Source organism: Bradyrhizobium sp. SZCCHNRI20481 (assembly GCF_032485055.1).
Taxonomy (GTDB): Bacteria; Pseudomonadota; Alphaproteobacteria; order Rhizobiales; family Xanthobacteraceae; genus Bradyrhizobium.
This window is the reverse complement of sequence record NZ_JAUEUE010000003.1, coordinates 178,135-196,734: the sequence shown is the minus strand read 5'-3', so window position 1 is coordinate 196,734 and position 18,600 is coordinate 178,135. Positions and strand designations below refer to the sequence as shown.

16 protein-coding genes are annotated in these 18,600 nt (G+C 66.7%); 6 read left to right on the top strand and 10 right to left on the bottom strand.

The annotated features are described in order from the left end of the window. Positions 1–39: 39 nt before the first annotated feature. Positions 40–1,314, top strand: a complete 1,275-nt coding sequence (locus QX132_RS05595) for a DUF2130 domain-containing protein (protein ID WP_316160334.1) — start codon at positions 40–42, stop codon at positions 1,312–1,314. A 106-nt stretch (positions 1,315–1,420) separates the two neighbouring features. Here the strand turns inward: QX132_RS05595 and QX132_RS05590 are convergent, their stop codons facing one another. From QX132_RS05590 to asd, 4 genes are all read right to left on the bottom strand, one after another. Continuing rightward, positions 1,421–2,314 (bottom strand): DUF3313 domain-containing protein, encoded by an 894-nt coding sequence (locus QX132_RS05590; protein WP_315738555.1) that lies wholly within the window; start codon positions 2,312–2,314, stop codon positions 1,421–1,423. Between the two features lie 174 nt (positions 2,315–2,488). Further along, positions 2,489–3,367, bottom strand: coding sequence for a DMT family transporter (locus QX132_RS05585; RefSeq protein ID WP_315755497.1), 879 nt, complete (start codon positions 3,365–3,367; stop codon positions 2,489–2,491). A 30-nt stretch (positions 3,368–3,397) separates the two neighbouring features. After that, positions 3,398–4,393 carry an NUDIX hydrolase gene (locus QX132_RS05580; protein WP_316160333.1) on the bottom strand — a complete coding sequence of 332 codons (996 nt, stop codon included), beginning with the start codon at positions 4,391–4,393 and terminating at the stop codon, positions 3,398–3,400. Between the two features lie 115 nt (positions 4,394–4,508). Beyond that, entirely contained in the window at positions 4,509–5,384 is an 876-nt protein-coding gene (asd, locus tag QX132_RS05575) for an archaetidylserine decarboxylase (protein ID WP_316160332.1), read from the bottom strand. 35 nt (positions 5,385–5,419) lie between these two features. On the opposite strand from asd, the gene QX132_RS05570 reads away from it, so the two are divergent. Further along, the gene (locus QX132_RS05570; RefSeq protein WP_410052848.1) at positions 5,420–7,084 is read left to right on the top strand and encodes an aminotransferase class III-fold pyridoxal phosphate-dependent enzyme; all 1,665 of its coding nucleotides are present in this window, start codon (positions 5,420–5,422) and stop codon (positions 7,082–7,084) included. Between the two features lie 275 nt (positions 7,085–7,359). Here the strand turns inward: QX132_RS05570 and QX132_RS05565 are convergent, their stop codons facing one another. The 3 genes from QX132_RS05565 to QX132_RS05555 form a co-directional block, all read right to left on the bottom strand. Beyond that, positions 7,360–7,992, bottom strand: a complete 633-nt coding sequence (locus QX132_RS05565; RefSeq protein ID WP_316160331.1) for a hypothetical protein — start codon at positions 7,990–7,992, stop codon at positions 7,360–7,362. 144 nt (positions 7,993–8,136) lie between these two features. Beyond that, positions 8,137–8,826: a class I SAM-dependent methyltransferase gene (locus tag QX132_RS05560; RefSeq protein ID WP_315738560.1), complete on the bottom strand. Its 690-nt coding sequence runs from the start codon at positions 8,824–8,826 to the stop codon at positions 8,137–8,139. Between the two features lie 50 nt (positions 8,827–8,876). Next, complete coding sequence (locus tag QX132_RS05555) at positions 8,877–9,932, bottom strand: glycosyltransferase family 1 protein (RefSeq protein WP_315796711.1); 1,056 nt, start codon at positions 9,930–9,932, stop codon at positions 8,877–8,879. Positions 9,933–10,289: 357 nt separating this feature from the next. On the opposite strand from QX132_RS05555, the gene QX132_RS05550 reads away from it, so the two are divergent. The 4 genes from QX132_RS05550 (at position 10,290) to QX132_RS05535 (ending at position 15,469) form a co-directional block, all read left to right on the top strand. Further along, on the top strand, positions 10,290–10,988 hold the full coding sequence (locus QX132_RS05550; RefSeq protein ID WP_316160330.1) for a L,D-transpeptidase: 699 nt from the start codon (positions 10,290–10,292) through the stop codon (positions 10,986–10,988). A gap of 255 nt (positions 10,989–11,243) precedes the next feature. After that, the gene (locus QX132_RS05545) at positions 11,244–12,881 is read left to right on the top strand and encodes a DUF4403 family protein (RefSeq protein ID WP_316160329.1); all 1,638 of its coding nucleotides are present in this window, start codon (positions 11,244–11,246) and stop codon (positions 12,879–12,881) included. Between the two features lie 411 nt (positions 12,882–13,292). Beyond that, entirely contained in the window at positions 13,293–14,033 is a 741-nt protein-coding gene (locus QX132_RS05540) for a response regulator (RefSeq protein ID WP_315717811.1), read from the top strand. A gap of 23 nt (positions 14,034–14,056) precedes the next feature. Further along, positions 14,057–15,469 carry an ATP-binding protein gene (locus QX132_RS05535; protein ID WP_316160510.1) on the top strand — a complete coding sequence of 471 codons (1,413 nt, stop codon included), beginning with the start codon at positions 14,057–14,059 and terminating at the stop codon, positions 15,467–15,469. Positions 15,470–15,540: 71 nt separating this feature from the next. Here QX132_RS05535 and QX132_RS05530 read toward each other — a convergent pair whose 3' ends face one another. The 3 genes from QX132_RS05530 to QX132_RS05520 all read right to left on the bottom strand — a co-directional run bounded on the left by QX132_RS05530 (position 15,541) and on the right by QX132_RS05520 (position 18,564). Continuing rightward, positions 15,541–16,077 carry a PRC-barrel domain-containing protein gene (locus tag QX132_RS05530; protein ID WP_315811696.1) on the bottom strand — a complete coding sequence of 179 codons (537 nt, stop codon included), beginning with the start codon at positions 16,075–16,077 and terminating at the stop codon, positions 15,541–15,543. 587 nt (positions 16,078–16,664) lie between these two features. After that, the gene (locus QX132_RS05525) at positions 16,665–16,913 is read right to left on the bottom strand and encodes a hypothetical protein (RefSeq protein WP_315772004.1); all 249 of its coding nucleotides are present in this window, start codon (positions 16,911–16,913) and stop codon (positions 16,665–16,667) included. Positions 16,914–17,076: 163 nt separating this feature from the next. Beyond that, the gene (locus tag QX132_RS05520; protein ID WP_316160508.1) at positions 17,077–18,564 is read right to left on the bottom strand and encodes a hypothetical protein; all 1,488 of its coding nucleotides are present in this window, start codon (positions 18,562–18,564) and stop codon (positions 17,077–17,079) included. Between the last annotated feature and the right edge of the window lie 36 nt (positions 18,565–18,600).

Below are 18,600 nucleotides of genomic sequence, written 5' to 3'. Positions count from 1 at the left end.
CGGCCGGTTAGATTCGGTCTTCATGGAAGGATGCGAATCATGACCGATCCTCAGATCGTCTGCCCCTCCTGCCGTACCGAGATCAGGCTGACCGAGCAGCTCGCAGCGCCCTTGATCGCGGAGACGCGCCGGCAGTTCGAGAAGCAGCTCCAGGCGAAGGAAGCCGATTTCGGCCGCCGCGAGGCGCAGCTCAAAGCGGCGCAGGAGCAGATCGCCCAGGCCAAGGCCGCGATCGATCAGCAGGTCGCCGCCAAGCTGAAGGCCGAGCGCGCCGCGATCGCGCAGGCCGAGGCGGCGAAGGCCCGCCAGGCCGTTGCGGACGAAATGGGCAACCGCGACCGCCAGCTCGCCGAGTTGCACGAGACCATCCTCAGCAAGGACGCCAAGCTCGCCGACGCCCAGAAGGCGCAGGCCGAGATGATGCGCAAGCAGCGCGAACTCGACGAGGCCCGCCGCGAGCTCGATCTCACCATCGAGACCAAGGTGCAGGAGAGCCTTGTTGCCGTGCGCGACAAGGCGCGGCTGGAGGCCGAGGAGTCGCTGAAGGCCAAGGTCGCCGAGAAGGAAACCCAGATCGCCGGCATGCAGCGCCAGATCGAGGAACTCCGCCGCAAGGCCGAGCAAGGCTCGCAGCAACTGCAGGGCGAGGCGCTCGAGATCGAGCTGGAATCGCAATTGCGTGCGCGCTTCCCCCGCGACCTTGTCGAGCCGGTGCCGAAGGGCGAGTTCGGCGGCGACGTGATCCATCGGGTCGTGGCCCCCAGCGGGCAGGTCTGCGGTGCGATCCTGTGGGAGTCCAAGCGCACCAAGAACTGGAGCGATGGCTGGCTGGTGAAGCTGCGCGACGACCTGCGCGCCGCCAAGGCCGACATCGCGCTGATCGTCTCGAGCGCGCTGCCCAAGGGGGTCGACGGCTTCGACCTGATCGACGGCGTCTGGGTCGCCGAGCCGCGCTTCGCGCTGCCACTGTCGCTGGCACTGCGGCAGTCGCTGATCGACGTCGCCTGCAGCAAGCTCGCGCAGGAGGGCCAGCAGACCAAGATGGAGATGGTCTACGCCTACCTCACCGGGCCCCGTTTCCGCCACCGCATCGACGCCATCGTCGAGCGCTTCACCGAGATGCAGTCGGACCTCGACCGCGAACGCAAGACGATGATGCGGCTGTGGGCCAAGCGCGAGGAGCAACTGCGCGGCGTGCTGGATTCGACGGCGGGACTGTATGGCGACCTGCAGGGCATCGCCGGCCGGGCGATGCAGGAGATCGAGAGCCTCGACGTGCTGCTGATCGAGGGCAAGAGCGAGGCGGCGGAGTAGCGCGCGCCGGCCGCGCCGATCCGAGGTGTGCCAGCACCGCACCGCGCCTATGCTTTCCTACGCGGCCGCGTCTCGCATTCCCATGGCATGCGGATGCAGATGGCCGCTACTGCTTCGCCATCTGTGTGCTCGCCTGCGCGTCCCTTTGCACAGCACCCTTGTCGACCCATTCCGGCGGTGCGCCCAGACGGTTGGCGACCATGCCGATGACTCCAGGATCCCTGCCGAACGCCTCACATGCCGCATTCTTCGGCTTGCCGCCGAGCGCCGCGCCGATCCGTTCGATCGACGGCAGCTTCGGCACCTTGCCGAACGGGGTCTCGCCGGTCACCAGCATCTGGCCGAAATCGGCGCTGAACGAACCTGCCAAATCGTAGGCATCGCCGGCCTGCGACAGCACCGGCGAGTTGGTGAACGAATTGGCGCCGCGCGCCCATACCATTGCGGCCTGCTGCCGGCCCTTGCGGTCGAGCGCCTCAGCCTCGATCGTGAGACTGCCGAGCCCGATCGGCAGCCGCGGCACCGGAACGGGAACGCCGAGCGCGCCCGGCACGGCCGACACGACCTTGGAGGCCCCGGCGGCAACCGGATCGGTCGGCGTCGCCTGGGTGATGAAGGTGCGCGTCGTCAAATCGGCCCTCTGATTGGGCGCCACGACCGTGAAGCGTTCGCTCAGGTTGAGACACAGCGCGCGGTCGACGGCGTTGGCGACGAGCTGCCGCTGCTGGTCCGTCAGCACCGCGCCGGCCTGGCCCGAGAAGGTTGTCGGCATGATACGCACGGTCTGCGCCGCGAGCACATTGTCCTTGTCGACGTTGAGCAGCGACTTGGCGAGCACGCCGTTCGATTCCGCCAGCGACTGATAGGATGCGAGCGCGCCGCTCTGCGTCATCGGCGCCGTGGCGCAGCCCGACAGGCCGAGGGCCGCGCACAGCATCGCCAGGCGGATGGTGGCCGGGGTACATGATCTCACGAAAGCCGCGACGTCGATTTCGACCATGCCCGGACCGCCTCACGCCGACCAATCTGCGCGCCCCTCACGAGCGGCGCCATGTTTCTCCTAGGAAAATCCGGACAGCGTGGGGCGGAAGCATGGAGAGATGTTACGCAACGCCACCAACCAAGGAGAGAGTGCGGCAAGCGCGTCCGCGGTCCGCCACCTGCGCCGGCGGACTCAAAATCCGCTGGTGATGGCGACGACGCCCGACACCGCCAGGACGGCGCCCAGCCAGGCGGCCGGCGCGGGCCTGAGCCCGGTGCTCCACCACAGCAGCGGCAGGATCATGACAGGGGTCGTCGACGACAGGCTGGAGACGATCCCGACGGGCCGGCTGGTCAGCGCAAACAAGACGAGTGTCATGCCGACGCCCATCCCGAGCACACCGCTCAGCGCGGACCGCATGACGACCGATCGATCCACTGCGAACGAGCTGCGGAAACGCGGCATGACGGACAAGGCGACCAAAGCAGCCAATCCGATCGCAGCGCGAATTGACGTGGCCAATGCCGGATCCAGACCCGCGGCCATCACAGGACGCGCCATCAGGACAGCGGCCGCCGCGAACAGCGCGGCCGCCAGACCGAACAACAAACCTGCTCCGACCGAGCCGTGCGCTTCCTGAGCGACCGCGACAGGCTGTCGAAAGACGATCGCGACCCACACGCCGCTCACGATACACCCCACGCCCGTCATCTTGATCGTGGACAGCGTCTCACCGAGCAGGAGATAGCCGAGCACGGCCGCGAATGCGGCCCAGCTGGCGTAGACGACGGCGGTCAGGCGCGGCCCCAGCCGGGCCAGCGCCGCATAGAAACAGGAATCCGCGACGACGACGCCGAGCAGGCTCGATGCTGCCAGCATCAGCAGCTGATCACCGGACGGCGCGGCCCAGTGGCCTCGCAGCGTCACCAAGGCCAGCATGCTCAAGAGCGCCGCCGCAAGGCGGATCGCATTGAACCTGACGGGACCGAGTTGGCGGACGGCCGACGGCGCGATGATGTTGCTGACGGCGATGCTGAAAGCGGCCGCCAGCGCGGCCAGATCGTGAAGCATCATCGGCGGCACGCCGGTCGGCCGAACACCTCACGCGGCACGGCCAAGCCAGGCGCGCATCTTCTGGGCCAAGGTGAGGCGCGGCTCTCCCGCCGATGTCCCGTTGCCGACCGGATCATCGGCAGCTTCGCGATCCGCATCGGAAGGCTGCGGCTCGGAGCTGCCCGTCTCTCGTGTCGGCACGGCGCCGGCTGCGCCGCCACGCGTCGCCGGATGGTCCGGAACGAGCGATTTGATCGCGGCCACGACAGCTTCCACCCGCTCGACATCCTCGGGCACGCGCTCCGCCTCGGCGGGCTGCGGCGCGATCGTCGCGCCGACCTCGGACAGTGCCTCCGTCTCCGACCGGTCCGGCCGAGCCTCCGGCGCCGCTGCTGTGGCCGCCACTGCCGGCGTTGGTGCGATCTCCGGCGCGGGCGCGTCGTGCTCGGCTGCGGTGACGACGGCGATCTCTGCAGGCGGCGCAGGCGGCTCGCTGACGCGGCTGCGGCGCTTCTTCGCCACGGCAGACTTTTCGGCGACGGCGGCCTTCTCCGCCACGATCTTTTCAGCTGCCGCCGGGGTCTTTTCCACCGTTCTGGCCACCTCCGGCGCCGGCTTCGCCCTGGTCTTGCGGATCAGTCCGGCCAGCGCGTAGGGCCCGACCATCTCCAGGAACGTCCTTTCATGATCGCGTGACAGCCGCGCGACCGCGGCATCGAGCAGCAGCCAGTCGACGGCGCGGACGTCGTCCATCAGCGGCTGCGACGGCTCATCGGCCGCTTCCATGCGCCAGTAATGCACGACCTTGGAGCGCGTGCCGGTGTCGACGACCAACGTGCCAAGGAATTCGTGCACGGTCACCTTGTGGCCGGTCTCCTCCAGCACCTCGCGCTTGGCGGCGTCGCGCGGCGTCTCGCCGTCGTCGAGCTTGCCCTTGGGCAGCACCCATTCGTCGCGCTTGCGCAGGCGCACGACCGCGATGCGCGGCGGCTGTTCCCGCCGCAGCACGATGCCACCTGCCGCCATGATCGGCGCTCTCGCCATCGCCTCTCCCGAGCCGCAACGACCGCAACTCCCGCGGTCTGATTCGTCAGTTGAACGCTCCGATATAGGACTGCGCAACGACGAAATCGAGATTCCGCAAGCGTGGACCTGACATTCATCCGGCGGCGACGCGCCTGCGCCACAGTGGCTGTCCGGCGCGGATGCGGGCGCCTTCCGTCACATTGGGGCAGAACATGAAGTCGCCGGGCGCGAGCAGAATGATCGTCGAGCCATGCTCGAACCAGCCGAGCTCGTCGCCCTTGCGCACATTGTTGTTACAGGTGTAGGCGAGCGGCCGCTCGGTCTGCGCGTTCAATACGCGGTCGAGCGCGTGCAGGCGGATGCTCGCGACCAGAATCGCTGCGACCGGCACGATCGTGAGCGGCTCGCCGGAAGCGAGATGCGTACGGATCACCGCGCGCTCGTTCTTGCAGAACAGCCGCTCGACCCGCTTCAGCGCGATCGGATTGACGTTCCAGACGTCGCCATGGATCAGGCTGACATGCTCGATCGTCATGTTGGCCGGCGCGTGGAAGCGGTGATACATGCTCGAGGTGAGACGCAAGGTGACGAAGCAGCCGTTGCGATGGGTCTCGACCACGGCGGGATCGGCAACCAGATCGCGCAAGGAATAAGGCGCACCCTTGATCTGGTAGAGCTCGCCGTCGCGGATCAGGCCGTGGGCACCGATGATGCCGTCCGACGGGCTGGTGACGATCGTGGAATCGGGATCGAACGGCCGCAGGCCGGGCTTCAGCTCGCGCGTGAAGCAGGCGTGCAGGCTCTTGAAGCGGCTTTCCTTGGCCTCGGAGAGATCGAGGTCGGAGAACAGCTTCCACAGCGCGATCGACGCGTCCCGGACGAGCGGGTTCTCGATTTTGGAGAACCAGCCCATGAAGCGGGTCAGCGCGGCGCGCGGCACGCGGTTGGTGAGCAGGAAGTTGAGATCTTCCTGTTGGGTAACGGAGGCGATCAGGCTTTTGACTGTCATGAATCTGTCAGCAGGAGGGGTTAGCGCTGGTGGACATGATGGAAAACTCGATTCCTTATGTATCGCTCGCCGTTGGCGCTGCCGTGACGGCCGCCGTCGCCCCGAAGGTCAAGGCCCGCATCGAATTGTCGCGCGCCAAGCACCGCTCGCTGGCCGGCCATTCCAAGATGTCGCGCCGGATCTCGAAGCTGATCCCGCGCTATGAGTTCGACATCGACGACTTCTTCCGCTCCGACGGCGCTCCGCCGGATGTCGCGACCCGGCGGCAGGATAGCTTCTTCCGGCTCGGCACGCTGTTCCAGGAGAAGTTCGCCAAGAGCCGCGCGCTGACGGCGGAAGCCGCGAGCCGCATCTCCGATCTGCAGTTCACGCAGTCCTACCGCGTGCCGTTCCAGTACAGCCGGCTGGTCAAGGAGCAGCTCGGCGCCGGCTCGTTCATGCAGGCCTCCTCCGGCGTGACCCTGACCGATCTCGACGGCAACCGGTTCTACGATCTCACCGGCTCCTACGGCGTCAACATCTTCGGCTACGACTTCTACAAGGAGTGCATCGCGGCCGCCGAGCGGCGCGCGAGCGCGCTCGGCCCGGTGCTCGGGCTCTATCATCCGGTCGTCGCCGACAACGTGAAGCGCCTGACCGAGCTGTCCGGCATGGACGAGGTCTCGTTCCACATGTCCGGCACCGAGGCCGTGATGCAGGCGGTGCGGCTCGCCCGCTACCACACCGGCCGCAGCCATCTGGTGCGCTTCGCCGGCGCCTACCACGGCTGGTGGGGCGACGTGCAGCCCGGCGTCGGCAATCCGATCGCGCCGCACGAGACCTACACCTTGGCCGAGATGTCCGAGCGCACCCTGCACGTCCTGCGCACGCGGCGCGACATCGCCTGCGTGCTGGTCAACCCGCTGCAGGCGCTGCACCCGAACGGCAATGCGCCTGGCGATTCCGCGCTGGTCGACTCCTCGCGGAAGGGCCGCTACGACCGCGCGGCCTACACCGCCTGGCTGAAGCAGCTGCGCGAGGTCTGCACGGAGCGCGGCATCGTGCTGCTGTTCGACGAGGTGTTCCTCGGCTTCCGGCTCGCGCCGGGCGGCGCCCAGGAGTATTTCGGCGTCGCAGCCGACATGGTGACCTACGGCAAGAGCCTCGGCGGCGGCCTGCCGATCGGCGTGGTCTGCGGCAAGCGCGAGCTGATGCGCCGCTTCCGCGACGACCGCCCAGCCGACATCTGCTTCGCCCGCGGCACCTTCAACTCGCATCCTTACGTGATGGCGGCGATGGACGAGTTCCTGAGCCGGCTCGACAGCCCGAACTTCCGTGCCATCTACGATGGCCTCGACGAGACCTGGAACGGCCGCGCAGCGCAACTCAACGCCGCACTGGCCGAGCACGAGCTGCCGGTGCGCGTCTCCAATATGCATTCGATCTGGCTGGTCGAGTACACCGTGCCGTCGCGCTACAATTGGATGCTGCAATACTACCTGCGTGCCGAGGGCCTGGCGCTGAGCTGGATCGGTACCGGCCGCTTGATCTTCAGCCTGAACTACACCGACGCCGATTTTGCCGAGGTGACCAGGCGCTTCGTCACGGCAGCCGAGAAGATGAAGCAGGACGGCTGGTGGTGGAACGACGGCACCCTCACCAACAAGACGATCAAGCGCCAGATCCTGAAAGAGATGCTCGGCGCCGCGGTCGGGCGCTGAGGTCGCTGCCACCCTCCCCTGGAGGGGGAGGGTCGCCTCACGGGGCGCGCAGCGGCGCGTGAGGCGGGGTGGGGTGATCTCTCGACGCAGTTCAGTGCTCGTGGAGAGATCACCCCACCACGACGCCCGCTGCGCGCGCATCGACCCTCCCCCTCCAGGGGAGGGTGGCACCGCCGCTTCGGCTTCGGGCGCGATCGATCTCACTTTGGCCTTCCCACAAACACCGATGCCCGGGACCGGCCCGGGCATCGCGCAACTCAAACGCAGCGTCCGGCTCAGGCGTGCTGCTCCTCGAGGCTCTCGCCCATCAGGTGCAGGCCGGGGTCGATCAGCTCGCCGCGCAGCAGCGCCAGCGGGGCCGAGCGATACTGCATGAAATCGTTGAACGGGTCGGTGATGATCTTGGTCATCCAGACGAGACCGGTCTCGACGTCACGGATGAAGAACAGGTGCACGGTGCGGAACAGCAGCCCGCCGATCCCGATCACGAGCCACAGCTTGGCGGTCTCGCGCACGAAATCCATCGCCGAGGTCCAGGGCGACAGCAGGCCGAACAGGGTCGGCTGCAGATAGAGCACCACGGGAGCCGCGGCCCAGATCGACATCAGCACGACCTTGCGCTGCAGATTGTAGCCGACCTTGATCTCTTCCTTGTGCTCGTGGGTCGCCTGGTTGACGTGGTCGTAGCCCTTCGGCTCGAAGAAGAAGTGGCCCGCCTGGCGCGAGGTCATCGACACCAGCCAGCCGATCAGCGCCGAGACCAGCGGATCGAACACCATCATGACATAGGCGATCATGAAGCTGAGCGCGCTGACGAAGTGGAGGCTCTGGTTGATGCGGCTGTGATGATAATAGCGGTGGTCGTCCCAGCGCTGGATCCGCAGCTGCTCCAGGAAATGCTTGATCATGGTTGCTCCGAAGAATGAGTTGCAGGTCGTGTACAGGGATTCGGTGTAGATCGTGTGACATCATCAAGATGTCACACGATCGGACGCAGCGAGACGTTGGGGACTACGGAGAACGCCGCAACGGCGGCAGAGGGCTGCCGCGGCTCAGGCCGCGGCGGCACGCTCCAGCTTGCGGAAACGGACCAGCGAGAAATGGCCGAGCGGCGGGATCAGGCGGCGTTCGACCAGCTCCATGCGCTCGGCGCCGGCGAGCCAGCGGAGATAGCGCGACCAGCCGAACTCGGCGGTGCGGAAGCCGAGACGGCGGACCACCGGCTGCAACGCCTGCTCGATGACGCGGCGCAGGCCGTCGTCGGCGCTGACGCGGGTCAGGATGATCAGCTCGCCGCCCGGGCGCAGCACGCGCGCGAATTCGTCGAGCGCGACCTCCGGGTTCGGTACGGCGGTGACGACATATTGCGCCATCACGACGTCGAAGGAGTCGTCGGGGAAGTCGAGCTGCTCGGCGTCCATCACCGCGAGGCCCTCGACGTTCTTGAGCCGCTGGTCGGCGACGCGGCGCATCGCCTTGCCGAGCATCGCCTCGGAGATGTCGGTGCCGAACACGCGCACATGGGGCGCATAGAGCGGCAGCGAGATGCCGGTGCCGACGCCGACCTCGAGCACGCGGCCGCCGAGCTTGTTGGTGGCGCTGATCGCAGCCTTGCGACCCTTCTCGAACACGCCGCCGAACACGAGGTCGTAGATCGGTGCCCAGCGGTCGTAGGCCTGCTCGACCTGCTCGCGATCGAAGTCGAGCTCCCGCGCGCCGTCGAGCTTCATGGTTTCTGCCATCGTTACATCTCACTTGGTTTGGAATTGATGGAGTGACGCAACATCTGCCGTCAGCCGCGCACGGCGCTCTGACCGGCCAGCACCGGGGTCGGACGCACGACGCGGGACGGCTGCAGCACGGCGAGATTGCCGATGAACTGGCGCGCGCTGTTCTCCCAGGAGCGATCGAGCGCAAATGCGCGGCAGGTCTCCCGCGACATCGTCAGCGCCTTCAAACATGCTGCGCGCAGATCCCAGTCGATCGCCCCGATCGGATGATCGGCGATGACGTCGAGCGGACCGGTCACGGGGAAGGCCGCGACCGGCGTGCCGCAGGCCAGCGACTCCAGTTGCACCACGCCGAACGTATCGGTCAGGCTCGGAAACACGAACACGTCGGCGGCGGCCATGTGCGCGGTCAGATCCTTGCCGGTCTTCTCGCCGAGGAAATGCGCCGTCGGAAACCGGCGCTCCAGCTCCGCCTTCTGCGGGCCGTTGCCGATCACGACCTTCGAGCCGGGCAGATCGAGCGACAGGAACGCCTCGAGGTTCTTCTCGACCGCAACGCGGCCGACCGTCATGAACACCGGACGCGGCAGATCGAGCGTGACAGGCTCATCCGGATTGAACAGTCTCGTATCGACACCCCGCGTCCAGAAGCCCAGCTTCTTGAAGCCGCGCGAAGCGAGATCCTGCTTCAGCGAATTGGTCGCCACCATGGTCATCGCAGCCGCATCATGGAAGCGGCGCATCACCCAGTAGCCGACGGCATCGGGAATGCCGGTGCGCACCGAGACATATTCCGGAAAGCGCGTCGTGTAGGACGTCGTGAACGGCAGGCCGTGGCGCAGACAGTAGCGGCGCACCGCCCAGCCGATCGTGCCTTCGGTGGCGATATGAATCGCATCCGGCGCGGCGGCCTCGATGCGCCGAGCGATCTCGCGGCCGTTGGTCACGGCGAGCCGAAGGCCCGGATAGGTCGGCACGCCGAACGATGGAAAGCCTTCCGGCGTAAGGAAGGTGATGTCGGCGCCGAGGCCGGCGGCCGCGCGCGCCAGCGAGGTGAGCGTGCGCACCACGCCATTGACCTGCGGGTGCCAGGCGTCGGTTGCGATTAAGATCCGCATAAGGCGATCCGGAAAGTTGCAGCGATTCTGAACGGCCGCAAATTCCGACATTGTTATTTCAGGCGTGTGACGTCATCGAACTGTCGAAGGGTCTTTTTGCCCGCCCGCCGCTATTTTCCCCGCGATCCGTGGCGGCGTCGCACAGGCACTGTCGTGAAACCGTCATGAAACAAACGGTTAAGCCGACGAAACCGTTTTGCGTGCAGCGCGCAAACGCAACGAAACTTTTCTCCCCTATGAGTTGCAGCATCAGGCGTGGGTCGAAGCGCCACAAAGAATGATGACAGGCAGCCGATTTTGACGACGCCGGCCGAGACAATGGCGGCGCGCACCAAGCGATCAAACAAGGGGACGTCCATGTTCACGCCAGGCACAGTCCGTTCGCCATCCCGCATCCTGTTCGGTGCGCTGATCGTCGGCACGATCGTTGCCACAACGCCGACGCTGGCCGCGCCCCCGGCCCCGCTCCCCTTCCCTTTCCTGCTGCAGCCGCCAGTGGCGACCTACGAGCCGCCGGCAACGACGCCGCAACTGATCACGCCGCGCGAGGACGAGGCGACCGCCTATGAGTTGCCGCCGCGCCTGCGCCGCCAGGTCGTGAGCTACGCGGCCCGCGAAGCGCCCGGCACGATCATCATCGACACACCAAACAAGTATTTGTACTACGTTCTCGGCAACGGCCAGGCGATGCGCTACGGCATCGGCGTCGGCCGTGACGGATTCACCTGGTCGGGCGTGCAGTCGGTGACCAGGAAGGCCGAATGGCCGGACTGGACGCCGCCGCCGGAGATGATCGCGCGTCAGCCCTATCTGCCGCGTCAGATGGCCGGCGGTCCCGGCAATCCGCTCGGCGCCCGCGCGATGTATCTCGGCGGCACCGTCTACCGCATTCACGGCACCAACGCGCCCGAGACGATCGGCACGCATGTGTCGTCGGGCTGCATCCGCCTGACCAATCAGGACGTGATCGACCTCTATTCCCGCGTCGGCGTCGGCGCCAAGGTGATCGTGCTGCCGATGGAGCGCCGCGCCGATCTCGGCCGCATGACCCGCTGACCTGCGCGGGCCGCACTGCTCGTTCCTTCTCCCGGATCCTCCCTGACTGGACCGCCGAGGCCCGAAAGCCGCGGCGGTCATTTCTTTGCGCACCTTTCGCCATTCACCATCACGGCCGATTGATGGTGGCCTGCTTCATCGGCTGCCCTGGCGCGCCTCCGTCCGGCCCTGTAAGCTCGGCAATCTTGCATTAACCGCGATCTCGCCGCTTCCGGCACGAGCCGGCCCGTGGCAACTGGAGTCCGTGGATCCGACATGAATCTTCCGACGCCGCGACCGGATTGGCAAAGCAGACCTCATCCGCTCGCTCCGAGACCGCAGCAGCCACGGCGGCGCTCGCCGCCCCGGCTGCGGATGATCCTGATCGGCGCCGCCGGCCTTGCCGCCGTCGTGCTGATCGGCATCATCATCGCGGAGGTGTTTCTGTTCTCGGGCAGCACGCCGGCGCCGCAACTGACCCAACTGCCGCCGCTGCCGCCGGCCACGCGCAACTCGATCATCATGACGCCTGTGTCGATCTCGCTCGGCGCGATTCGTGACGCCGCCGAAAAGGCCGCGCCGCGCAACTTCTCCGGAAAGGCCGACAACCCCGTCAACCAGATCCTGCAGAACGCCGACATCGGCTGGACCGTCACCCGCGGCGTCATCGCCGCCACCGGCACCCAGGACACATTGTCCCTGGCGACGCCGCTCTCGGGCCGGCTGAACGTCACCGGATCGCTGTCCGCCAAGGCGACCGGCGCGCTCGGCGATGCCATCGGCGGCCTGCTCGGCTCGGATGCCGCCAAGCAGATCGGCGGCATCAACATCAAGAATCTGAACGCCACCGCCGACATCAAGGGCAACGTCCTGATCGCGATGCGGCCGCGGCTCGCCGCCTCATGGTATGTCGAGCCGAATTTCGCCGCCCAGGTCAATCTCGGCGACACCGCGCTGACCGTGGCGGGTGCCCGCGTCAACGTGCCGGCGCAGATGAAGCCGATCATCGACAAGACCGTCAATGAGCAACTCAGCGCGCTCAGCGACAGGCTGCGCAAGGACCCGACCATCCGACGCGTGGCGCAGGCGCAATGGGCCCGCGCCTGTCGCTCGGTGCCGCTGCAGGGCACCGCGCCCGGACTGCCCGCCGTCTGGCTCGAGATCAAGCCGACGCGCGCGTTGGCCGCGCAGCCCGCGATCGATACCAACGCAGTCAGCGTCACCATGGGAATCGAAGCGGAGACCCGGGTCACGGCGGCCGAGACCAAGCCGGAGTGTCCGTTCCCCGATAAGATTACGATCATTCCGCCCACCGCCGGAACTATCAATGTCGCGGTTCCGATCGACGTCCCCTTCACCGAGCTCAGCAAGCTCGTCGATTCGCAACTTGCGGGGCGGACATTCCCCGAGGACGGCTCCGGCCCGGTCGCGGTCACCGTCAAGCATGCGACCGTCGTGCCCTCGGGCGACCGGCTGCTGATCTCGCTGCAGGTCAAGGGCAAGGAGAAGGAGAGCCTCTTCGGCTTCGGCGCCGATGCGACCGTGCACATCTGGGGACGCCCCATGGTGGATCAGGCGCAGCAGATTCTGCGGCTGTCCGACCTGCAGCTCGCCGTCGAATCCGACGCGGCATTCGGCCTGCTCGGCGCCGCCGCTCGCGCCGTGGTGCCGCATCTGCAACGCGCGCTGCTGGAACGTTCGGTGGTCGATCTCAAGCCTTTCGCCGACAACGTCCGCGACAAGATCGCCACGGCGGTCGCCGAGCTGCAGAAGAACGAGAACGGCATCCGCGTCGATACCGACATCAACAATCTCGCTTTGACCGACATCGCCTTCGACGCCACCGTGCTGCGCGTGATCGCCTCGGCGGAGGGCACGATGTCGGTTCGAGTCAATACATTGCCAGGACTGTAGCGGCCCGTTGCTACGCCTGGACGACGACGCCTTGCCGAAGCCGGCGGCAATTCGTGATCCTCGACGGCCGAGGCCACTTCAGGAGCAGGACATGGGAAGCCAAATGGATGGCGCCATTAGTCTGGCGATCGACAAATAGACGGACGCGGGGCATCGACGGCTTCGTCATCATTCCGATTCACGACCGATCTGGTATTATCATCCGCAAGCGCATAGCCGGGCCGTCATGCGCGGCGCGGACGCGAGACGGGACCGTAGCGCTCCCGCCACTGCGCGGGCTTGACGCGCTCTCACGAAAGCCGCAACACGGCGCAGAGAGATGTCGTCGGGCCCTTTCCGCGCGCCCGTCGCAGGAAACATTCCGTAACAAAATTCTTCGCAAAACGCCGCGATTCTAGGTCACTTGTCGGTATGGCCCAGACACAACCACACATTCTTGTCGTCGAGGACGACCGCGAGACGCGGACGCTGATCGCAAAATATCTGCGCAACAATGCCTGCAACGTGACCACCGCGACCGACGGCCGCGAGATGACCCGCATCATGGGCGACCACCGTGTCGATCTCCTGATCCTCGACGTGATGCTGCCCGGCGAGGACGGCCTGACCTTGTGCCGCAAGCTGCGCGCGGAGTCGCAAGTGCCGATCATCATGCTCACCGCGCGCGGCGAGGACGTCGATCGCATCCTCGGACTGGAGATGGGCGCCGACGACTATCTGCCGAAGCCGTTCAATCCGCGCGAGCTGCTCGCCCGCATCAACGCGGTGCTGCGCCGGCAGGCGGCCGCGATGACGGCGAGCGCAACCGAAGGCGCGACCGCGCTGAGCTTCCTCGGCTGGACGATCGACTTCCGGCTGCGCGAGCTGCGCAATCCCGAGGGCGCGCGCGTGGCGATGACCAGCGCCGAGTTCGATCTGCTCCGCACCTTCTGCGAGCGGCCGGGCCGCGTGCTGTCACGCGACAGCCTGCTCGACCTGACGCAGGGCCGCAGCGCCGGCTCGTTCGAGCGCTCGATCGACGTGCTGGTCAGCCGCATCCGCCGCAAGATCGAGCCAGACCCGCAGGAGGCCACCATGATCAAGACCGTGCGCTCCGGCGGCTACATGTTCACGCCCGTCGTCGAGGTGGTGACCGGCCCGCAAAGCCATTGACCATCGGATCGAATGGCGATGTCATGATGTCGTTCGGCTTTCTCAACCTCAAGGGAATCCGCGGCCAGATCACGGCGCTGGTGGCCATTTCGATCGTGGCGCTCCATGCCATCATCACGGCGACGTTCCTGATCTATCGTGCCGAGCAGCCCGACCCCGAAAACGAGGTCGGGCCGTTTCAGCTCGCGACGGCCATCCGCATTCTTGGCCGCGCCCCTGCTGCCGAACGACCTCGGCTGATCTCCGACATCGCTCGTGCCTATCCTGAGTTCGAGCTCAAGCCTCACGCGGGACCTCTGCCGGGTGATCCCGGCCGCCTGCACGAGCCGGCCGGCCCCGACGTCGGCGCCGGGACCGGTGGCGACGAGCGCCGCCCAGCCCCTCCGGAGATGGCTGACGGACGGCCTCACGGTCCAGGCGGCTTTCGCGGCCTTGGCCCAGGCTATCGCATCTTCATGCCGCCGCCCGGCTCCCAGACGCGCACCGTCATCTTCGCTCTACCCGATGGCAACATGGTCTCGGCCCGAATGGTCGACCGGCCGCACCGGCCGCCGTTCTGGGGTGCGCCCTGGCTGACGACGATCATGTTCGCGCTGATCAGCATGACGCTGCTCGGCCTGTGGGCCGCGCGCGCACTGACATCGCCGCTGTCGGGCTTCGCGAAGGCCGCCGAGAATTTCAGCCTCGACGGCGATGCGCCGGAATTGCCCGAGCGCGGACCGGAGGAGATCCGATCGTTGGCGCGCGCTCTCAACCGGATGCGCCAACGCATCACGGCGCTGATGAACGACCGCACCAAGATGCTGGCGGCCATCAGCCACGATCTGCGGACACCGCTGACCCGCATGAGGCTGCGCTGTGAGTTCGTCGAGGACGAGCTGCAGCGCAGCCGCATGCTGGCCGATCTCGATCAGATGCATGCGATGCTGGGCTCGGTGCTGTCGTTCCTGCGCAACGGCCGCAAGCTCGAGCCGATGACGCTGGTCGATATCGCGAGCATCCTGCAGCTCGTCGCCGACCAGTTCGCCGACGTCGGCCACAGCGTCACCTATATCGGCCCGGCGCACGCAATGGCGACGGTGCGGCCCGACGACCTGATGCGCTCGGTCACCAATCTGGTCGAGAACGCCGTGAAGTACGGCAAGGAAACGGTCATCAGGTTAACTGCGTCGGGGAAGCGCCTGACGATCGATGTGGAGGACGACGGACCCGGGATCGCCGATGCGCGCAAGCCCGACATGCTGGAGCCGTTCGTGCGCGGCGACGATGCCCGCAACATGGACGAGGCCACCGGCTTCGGGCTTGGCCTGTCGATCGCAAAGGCGATCGTCCAGGCTCATGGCGGCGAACTGTCGCTGCACGATCGCAGGCCGCACGGGCTGATCGCCCGCATCGAGCTGCCGCTCGGCCAGACCACCTTGCGCCCCGCAGCATGACGCGCGAACGCGCCCGGACAAGCCGGGCGCGCCGCGATCGAGACGAGCAGCTATTTTCGTCGGCGATGCCGTTACTGGGAGTACTTGAACTCGGGCATCGACTTCAGCTGGTCCTTGGTCGCGTTGATCATCGCGTGATCGGGATACCAGCGGTTCTTCGTGGAGCTCATCGACGAGGACGAAGTGCCGGTGGCCGCACCAGTCGTGGTCGTGGCCGGCGGCGTGGTCGAGGACGTGGTGCCGGAGGCCGGGGCATTCGACGCAGTGCTTGCCTGAACCGGCTGATCCGAGAACTTGATCTGATCGAACGAGACGGCGACGAGGTGCTCGCCCATTCCGAGGAAGCCGCCGACGCCAATCACGACGCCCTTGACCGCGCCGCTCTTGTCGACCAGCAGGTCGTCGATCGAGCCGACATTCTCGTTGTTGTTGTTGTAGACCTTCACGCCAACGAGCTTCGAGCTGCGCCAGTCGCCCTGATACGATGCCGCCGTGGTGCTGGCATGGGTCGTGGTCGTCGTGGTCGAGGTCGTGCTCTCCGCAGCGAAAGCCGCCGTCGCGAGCAACAGGGAACCGGCGAGGCCGGCCGCAACAGTTTTCATCACCATGTGGTGTCTCCTCTCAATGTGTATGGTGACGAGAGAACTGCAGCCGCCCCCCAGCGTTCCGTGGGAACTACGATTTCGTCATTTTGCGCGACAAGCCGCCTCGGTGCAGCGCGACAACGTCGCTTTGTGACACTCGGGAGCGCGCCGGGCCGGCGAGCCGAAAGCTGGAATCGCGTTTGAGGAGAGCGTTCGACTGGAAGCCCGTGCAACCGGAAGAGCCGCCCCTCACAGCAGAGGACTGCGAGCCGGCGGTCTTCGTTGAGCTGCGCGCGTCGAGCACGGATCCCGCAACGCGGTTCGATGCTCACCTCCCGCAGGTCAATCGCATCTGGAAGAGGCTGGCCGCCCGATACGCCCGCCTGCGGCGGGCTCCTCGGGACGAGGGCTGCTTGGCAAGATCCAAGCCCTCATAAATCCAAGCCCTCGTGGTGAGCGTCTCGAACCAGGGGGCCACGACGGCTCAGCCCATAGGAGATTGCCCTGCCCGCCGACTGCGTCAGGGCCATCTCATTCGGGACGACTGGTCGGTCGATCGACGAAAACTCCGAGCTTCGATATTTCCGAGAGAGCGGCGCATTCTGAATCAGCTACGCGGCCATCGCGCCGTCCTCATCGACGGCCTCGGCATAGAACGCGATGGTCTCGTAGCGATAGTCGCAGAGACGGCAGTGCCAGAGATAGGCGGTGCGCCGCCCATCCTTCTCGACCCAGGCCGGCAGCGCGATCGGCTCGCCACATTGGGCGCAGGGATTGTTGCGCGGCAGGTCGAGGACGCGCATCGCGGATTGCGCGTTGTCGAAATTGCGAAACTGGATGTCGGCTGCCTTCACGGCCATGACGCGCTCCCTCTCTGTTCAGTCTTCTTGAATGAGTCAGGCATGCTGTCGAACTGACGGGCGGGATCATAGCCGCGCAGCGGCTGATTTGCACGCGCCGGGATGCCGCGCGACATCCGACCTCACGAGGATGGGATCCGAGGATGGGATCAATGCGTTTGATTCAATTGCCTCCGGAAGTGACCGCCGGTTCCGCGACATGGCGGGCGCCTGGATTACGCAGATGAATGGTGGCGATATCGTCGGCATAAACCTTCTGCCAGCCGTCGACGTGATCGAGCAGCTTGGTCGCCGCACTCTGCGTGCGCAGCAGGGTCGCCTCGATGTCGTAGTCCTTGAGCAGGCGGAACAGATTGTCCGGCTCCATCAGGCCGGAGGCGGCATTGTGATCGACGAAGAACTTTTCGCCATAGAGCTCGGTGCGGCCGTCGATGAACGGCGCGACACCGGCTGAGATCAGGTAGCCGCCGAAATCATAGTCGTTGAGGACCCGCGTGAGGTTGAGCTTCTTCAGCTCGGTCACGGCTGCGACCGGGGTGCCGCGCATGTTCGGCGTGTAGTTCAGGATCGCGGCCGATGCGATGGTGCCGGCGCCGAGCGCGAGCATCACCGCCGCCGTCAGCGCGGCTCCCGACGCGCGCGCCTGCGGCAGCACGGGCAGCGCGCCCGCCTGCCGGGCCAGCGGCGCGGCGAGCACCAGCGGGCCGACCAGCGCCAGGATCTCCGCCGCGCGCGCCTGCGCCAGCGCCATGTGCAGCAGGCCGAGCAGCATCAGGATGCGCACCGGCGGCAGCCTGAGGCCGTGGAACAGCGCGACCCCGATCGCGATCAGCAGGCAGATCTCGAACGGGCCGAGGCCCTGGAAATCGGTCGCCTTCCATTCCACGATCAGCGGCAGCGCCTGTCCCAGCGACAGGATCTTCTGCGACGCCAGCAGCGCGTTCCAGCCATAGGGCGTGCAGCAGCTCGCCGCCAGCGCGAGCGCCGCAAACCCCGCCCAGCGCAGCGCCAGGCCGCGGCGGGCCGGGGCATCGGCATCGACCAGCGAGTCGAGCGCGGCGGGCGCGATGAAGAACAGGCCGAACACGAAGCCGCCATGCAGATTGGCCCATAGCGCGATCAGCAGCGCCAGCGGCCATGGCGGCGCGGCCTTGCGATCGGCGGCGTCGATCAGACCGGCGATCCAGGCGACCAGGATGGGAAACGCCAGCACATGCGGCCGCGCCAATAGATGCGGCAGGCAGAGCAGGAACGCCGCGACCACGAACACCAATGTCGTGCTGTCGCGCAGATGCCGGCCGAGCGCACGCGCGAACAGCGCAAAGGACAGCGCAATCGCCGACGCCGCCAGCACCACCGGTCCGGTCCAGCCGGCGAACTTGTAAGCGGCGGCATAGGCGACCTGCGCCAGCCACTGCGTGGAGATCCACGGCGCGCCGCGCATGGTGAAGGAATAGACGTCGACCTCGGGCACCGTGCGGTGGTCGATGATCCACTGCCCCACCGTGATCTGCCACAACGTGTCGGGATCGTTGAGCAGCCGGTTGCCGGAGATCAGCAGCAGCGCATAGACGCCGGCGCCGACCCACAGCGGCAGCAGCGCCTGCGCGCGCCCGGCGGTCGCTTCGGTGTGGGTGACGGACAGCGTCATCGCGGCATGGCCCCATTGGCGGAATTGCTCCGCCAG

What these genes read in the sequence shown, in the direction of transcription:
- QX132_RS05595 (WP_316160334.1), top strand. Translation starts at nt 40, where the DNA reads ATGACCGATCCTCAGATCGTCTGCCCCTCCTGCCGTACCGAGATCAGG.
- QX132_RS05540 (WP_315717811.1), top strand. Translation starts at nt 13,293, where the DNA reads ATGGCCCAGACACAACCACACATTCTTGTCGTCGAGGACGACCGCGAG.
- QX132_RS05590 (WP_315738555.1), bottom strand. Translation starts at nt 2,314, where the DNA reads ATGGTCGAAATCGACGTCGCGGCTTTCGTGAGATCATGTACCCCGGCC.
- QX132_RS05565 (WP_316160331.1), bottom strand. Translation starts at nt 7,992, where the DNA reads ATGATCAAGCATTTCCTGGAGCAGCTGCGGATCCAGCGCTGGGACGAC.
- QX132_RS05545 (WP_316160329.1), top strand. Translation starts at nt 11,244, where the DNA reads ATGAATCTTCCGACGCCGCGACCGGATTGGCAAAGCAGACCTCATCCG.
- QX132_RS05555 (WP_315796711.1), bottom strand. Translation starts at nt 9,932, where the DNA reads ATGCGGATCTTAATCGCAACCGACGCCTGGCACCCGCAGGTCAATGGC.
- QX132_RS05585 (WP_315755497.1), bottom strand. Translation starts at nt 3,367, where the DNA reads ATGCTTCACGATCTGGCCGCGCTGGCGGCCGCTTTCAGCATCGCCGTC.
- QX132_RS05525 (WP_315772004.1), bottom strand. Translation starts at nt 16,913, where the DNA reads ATGGCCGTGAAGGCAGCCGACATCCAGTTTCGCAATTTCGACAACGCG.
- QX132_RS05520 (WP_316160508.1), bottom strand. Translation starts at nt 18,564, where the DNA reads ATGACGCTGTCCGTCACCCACACCGAAGCGACCGCCGGGCGCGCGCAG.
- QX132_RS05570 (WP_410052848.1), top strand. Translation starts at nt 5,420, where the DNA reads ATGATGGAAAACTCGATTCCTTATGTATCGCTCGCCGTTGGCGCTGCC.
- QX132_RS05580 (WP_316160333.1), bottom strand. Translation starts at nt 4,393, where the DNA reads ATGGCGAGAGCGCCGATCATGGCGGCAGGTGGCATCGTGCTGCGGCGG.
- QX132_RS05560 (WP_315738560.1), bottom strand. Translation starts at nt 8,826, where the DNA reads ATGGCAGAAACCATGAAGCTCGACGGCGCGCGGGAGCTCGACTTCGAT.
- asd (WP_316160332.1), bottom strand. Translation starts at nt 5,384, where the DNA reads ATGACAGTCAAAAGCCTGATCGCCTCCGTTACCCAACAGGAAGATCTC.
- QX132_RS05535 (WP_316160510.1), top strand. Translation starts at nt 14,057, where the DNA reads ATGATGTCGTTCGGCTTTCTCAACCTCAAGGGAATCCGCGGCCAGATC.
- QX132_RS05530 (WP_315811696.1), bottom strand. Translation starts at nt 16,077, where the DNA reads ATGGTGATGAAAACTGTTGCGGCCGGCCTCGCCGGTTCCCTGTTGCTC.
- QX132_RS05550 (WP_316160330.1), top strand. Translation starts at nt 10,290, where the DNA reads ATGTTCACGCCAGGCACAGTCCGTTCGCCATCCCGCATCCTGTTCGGT.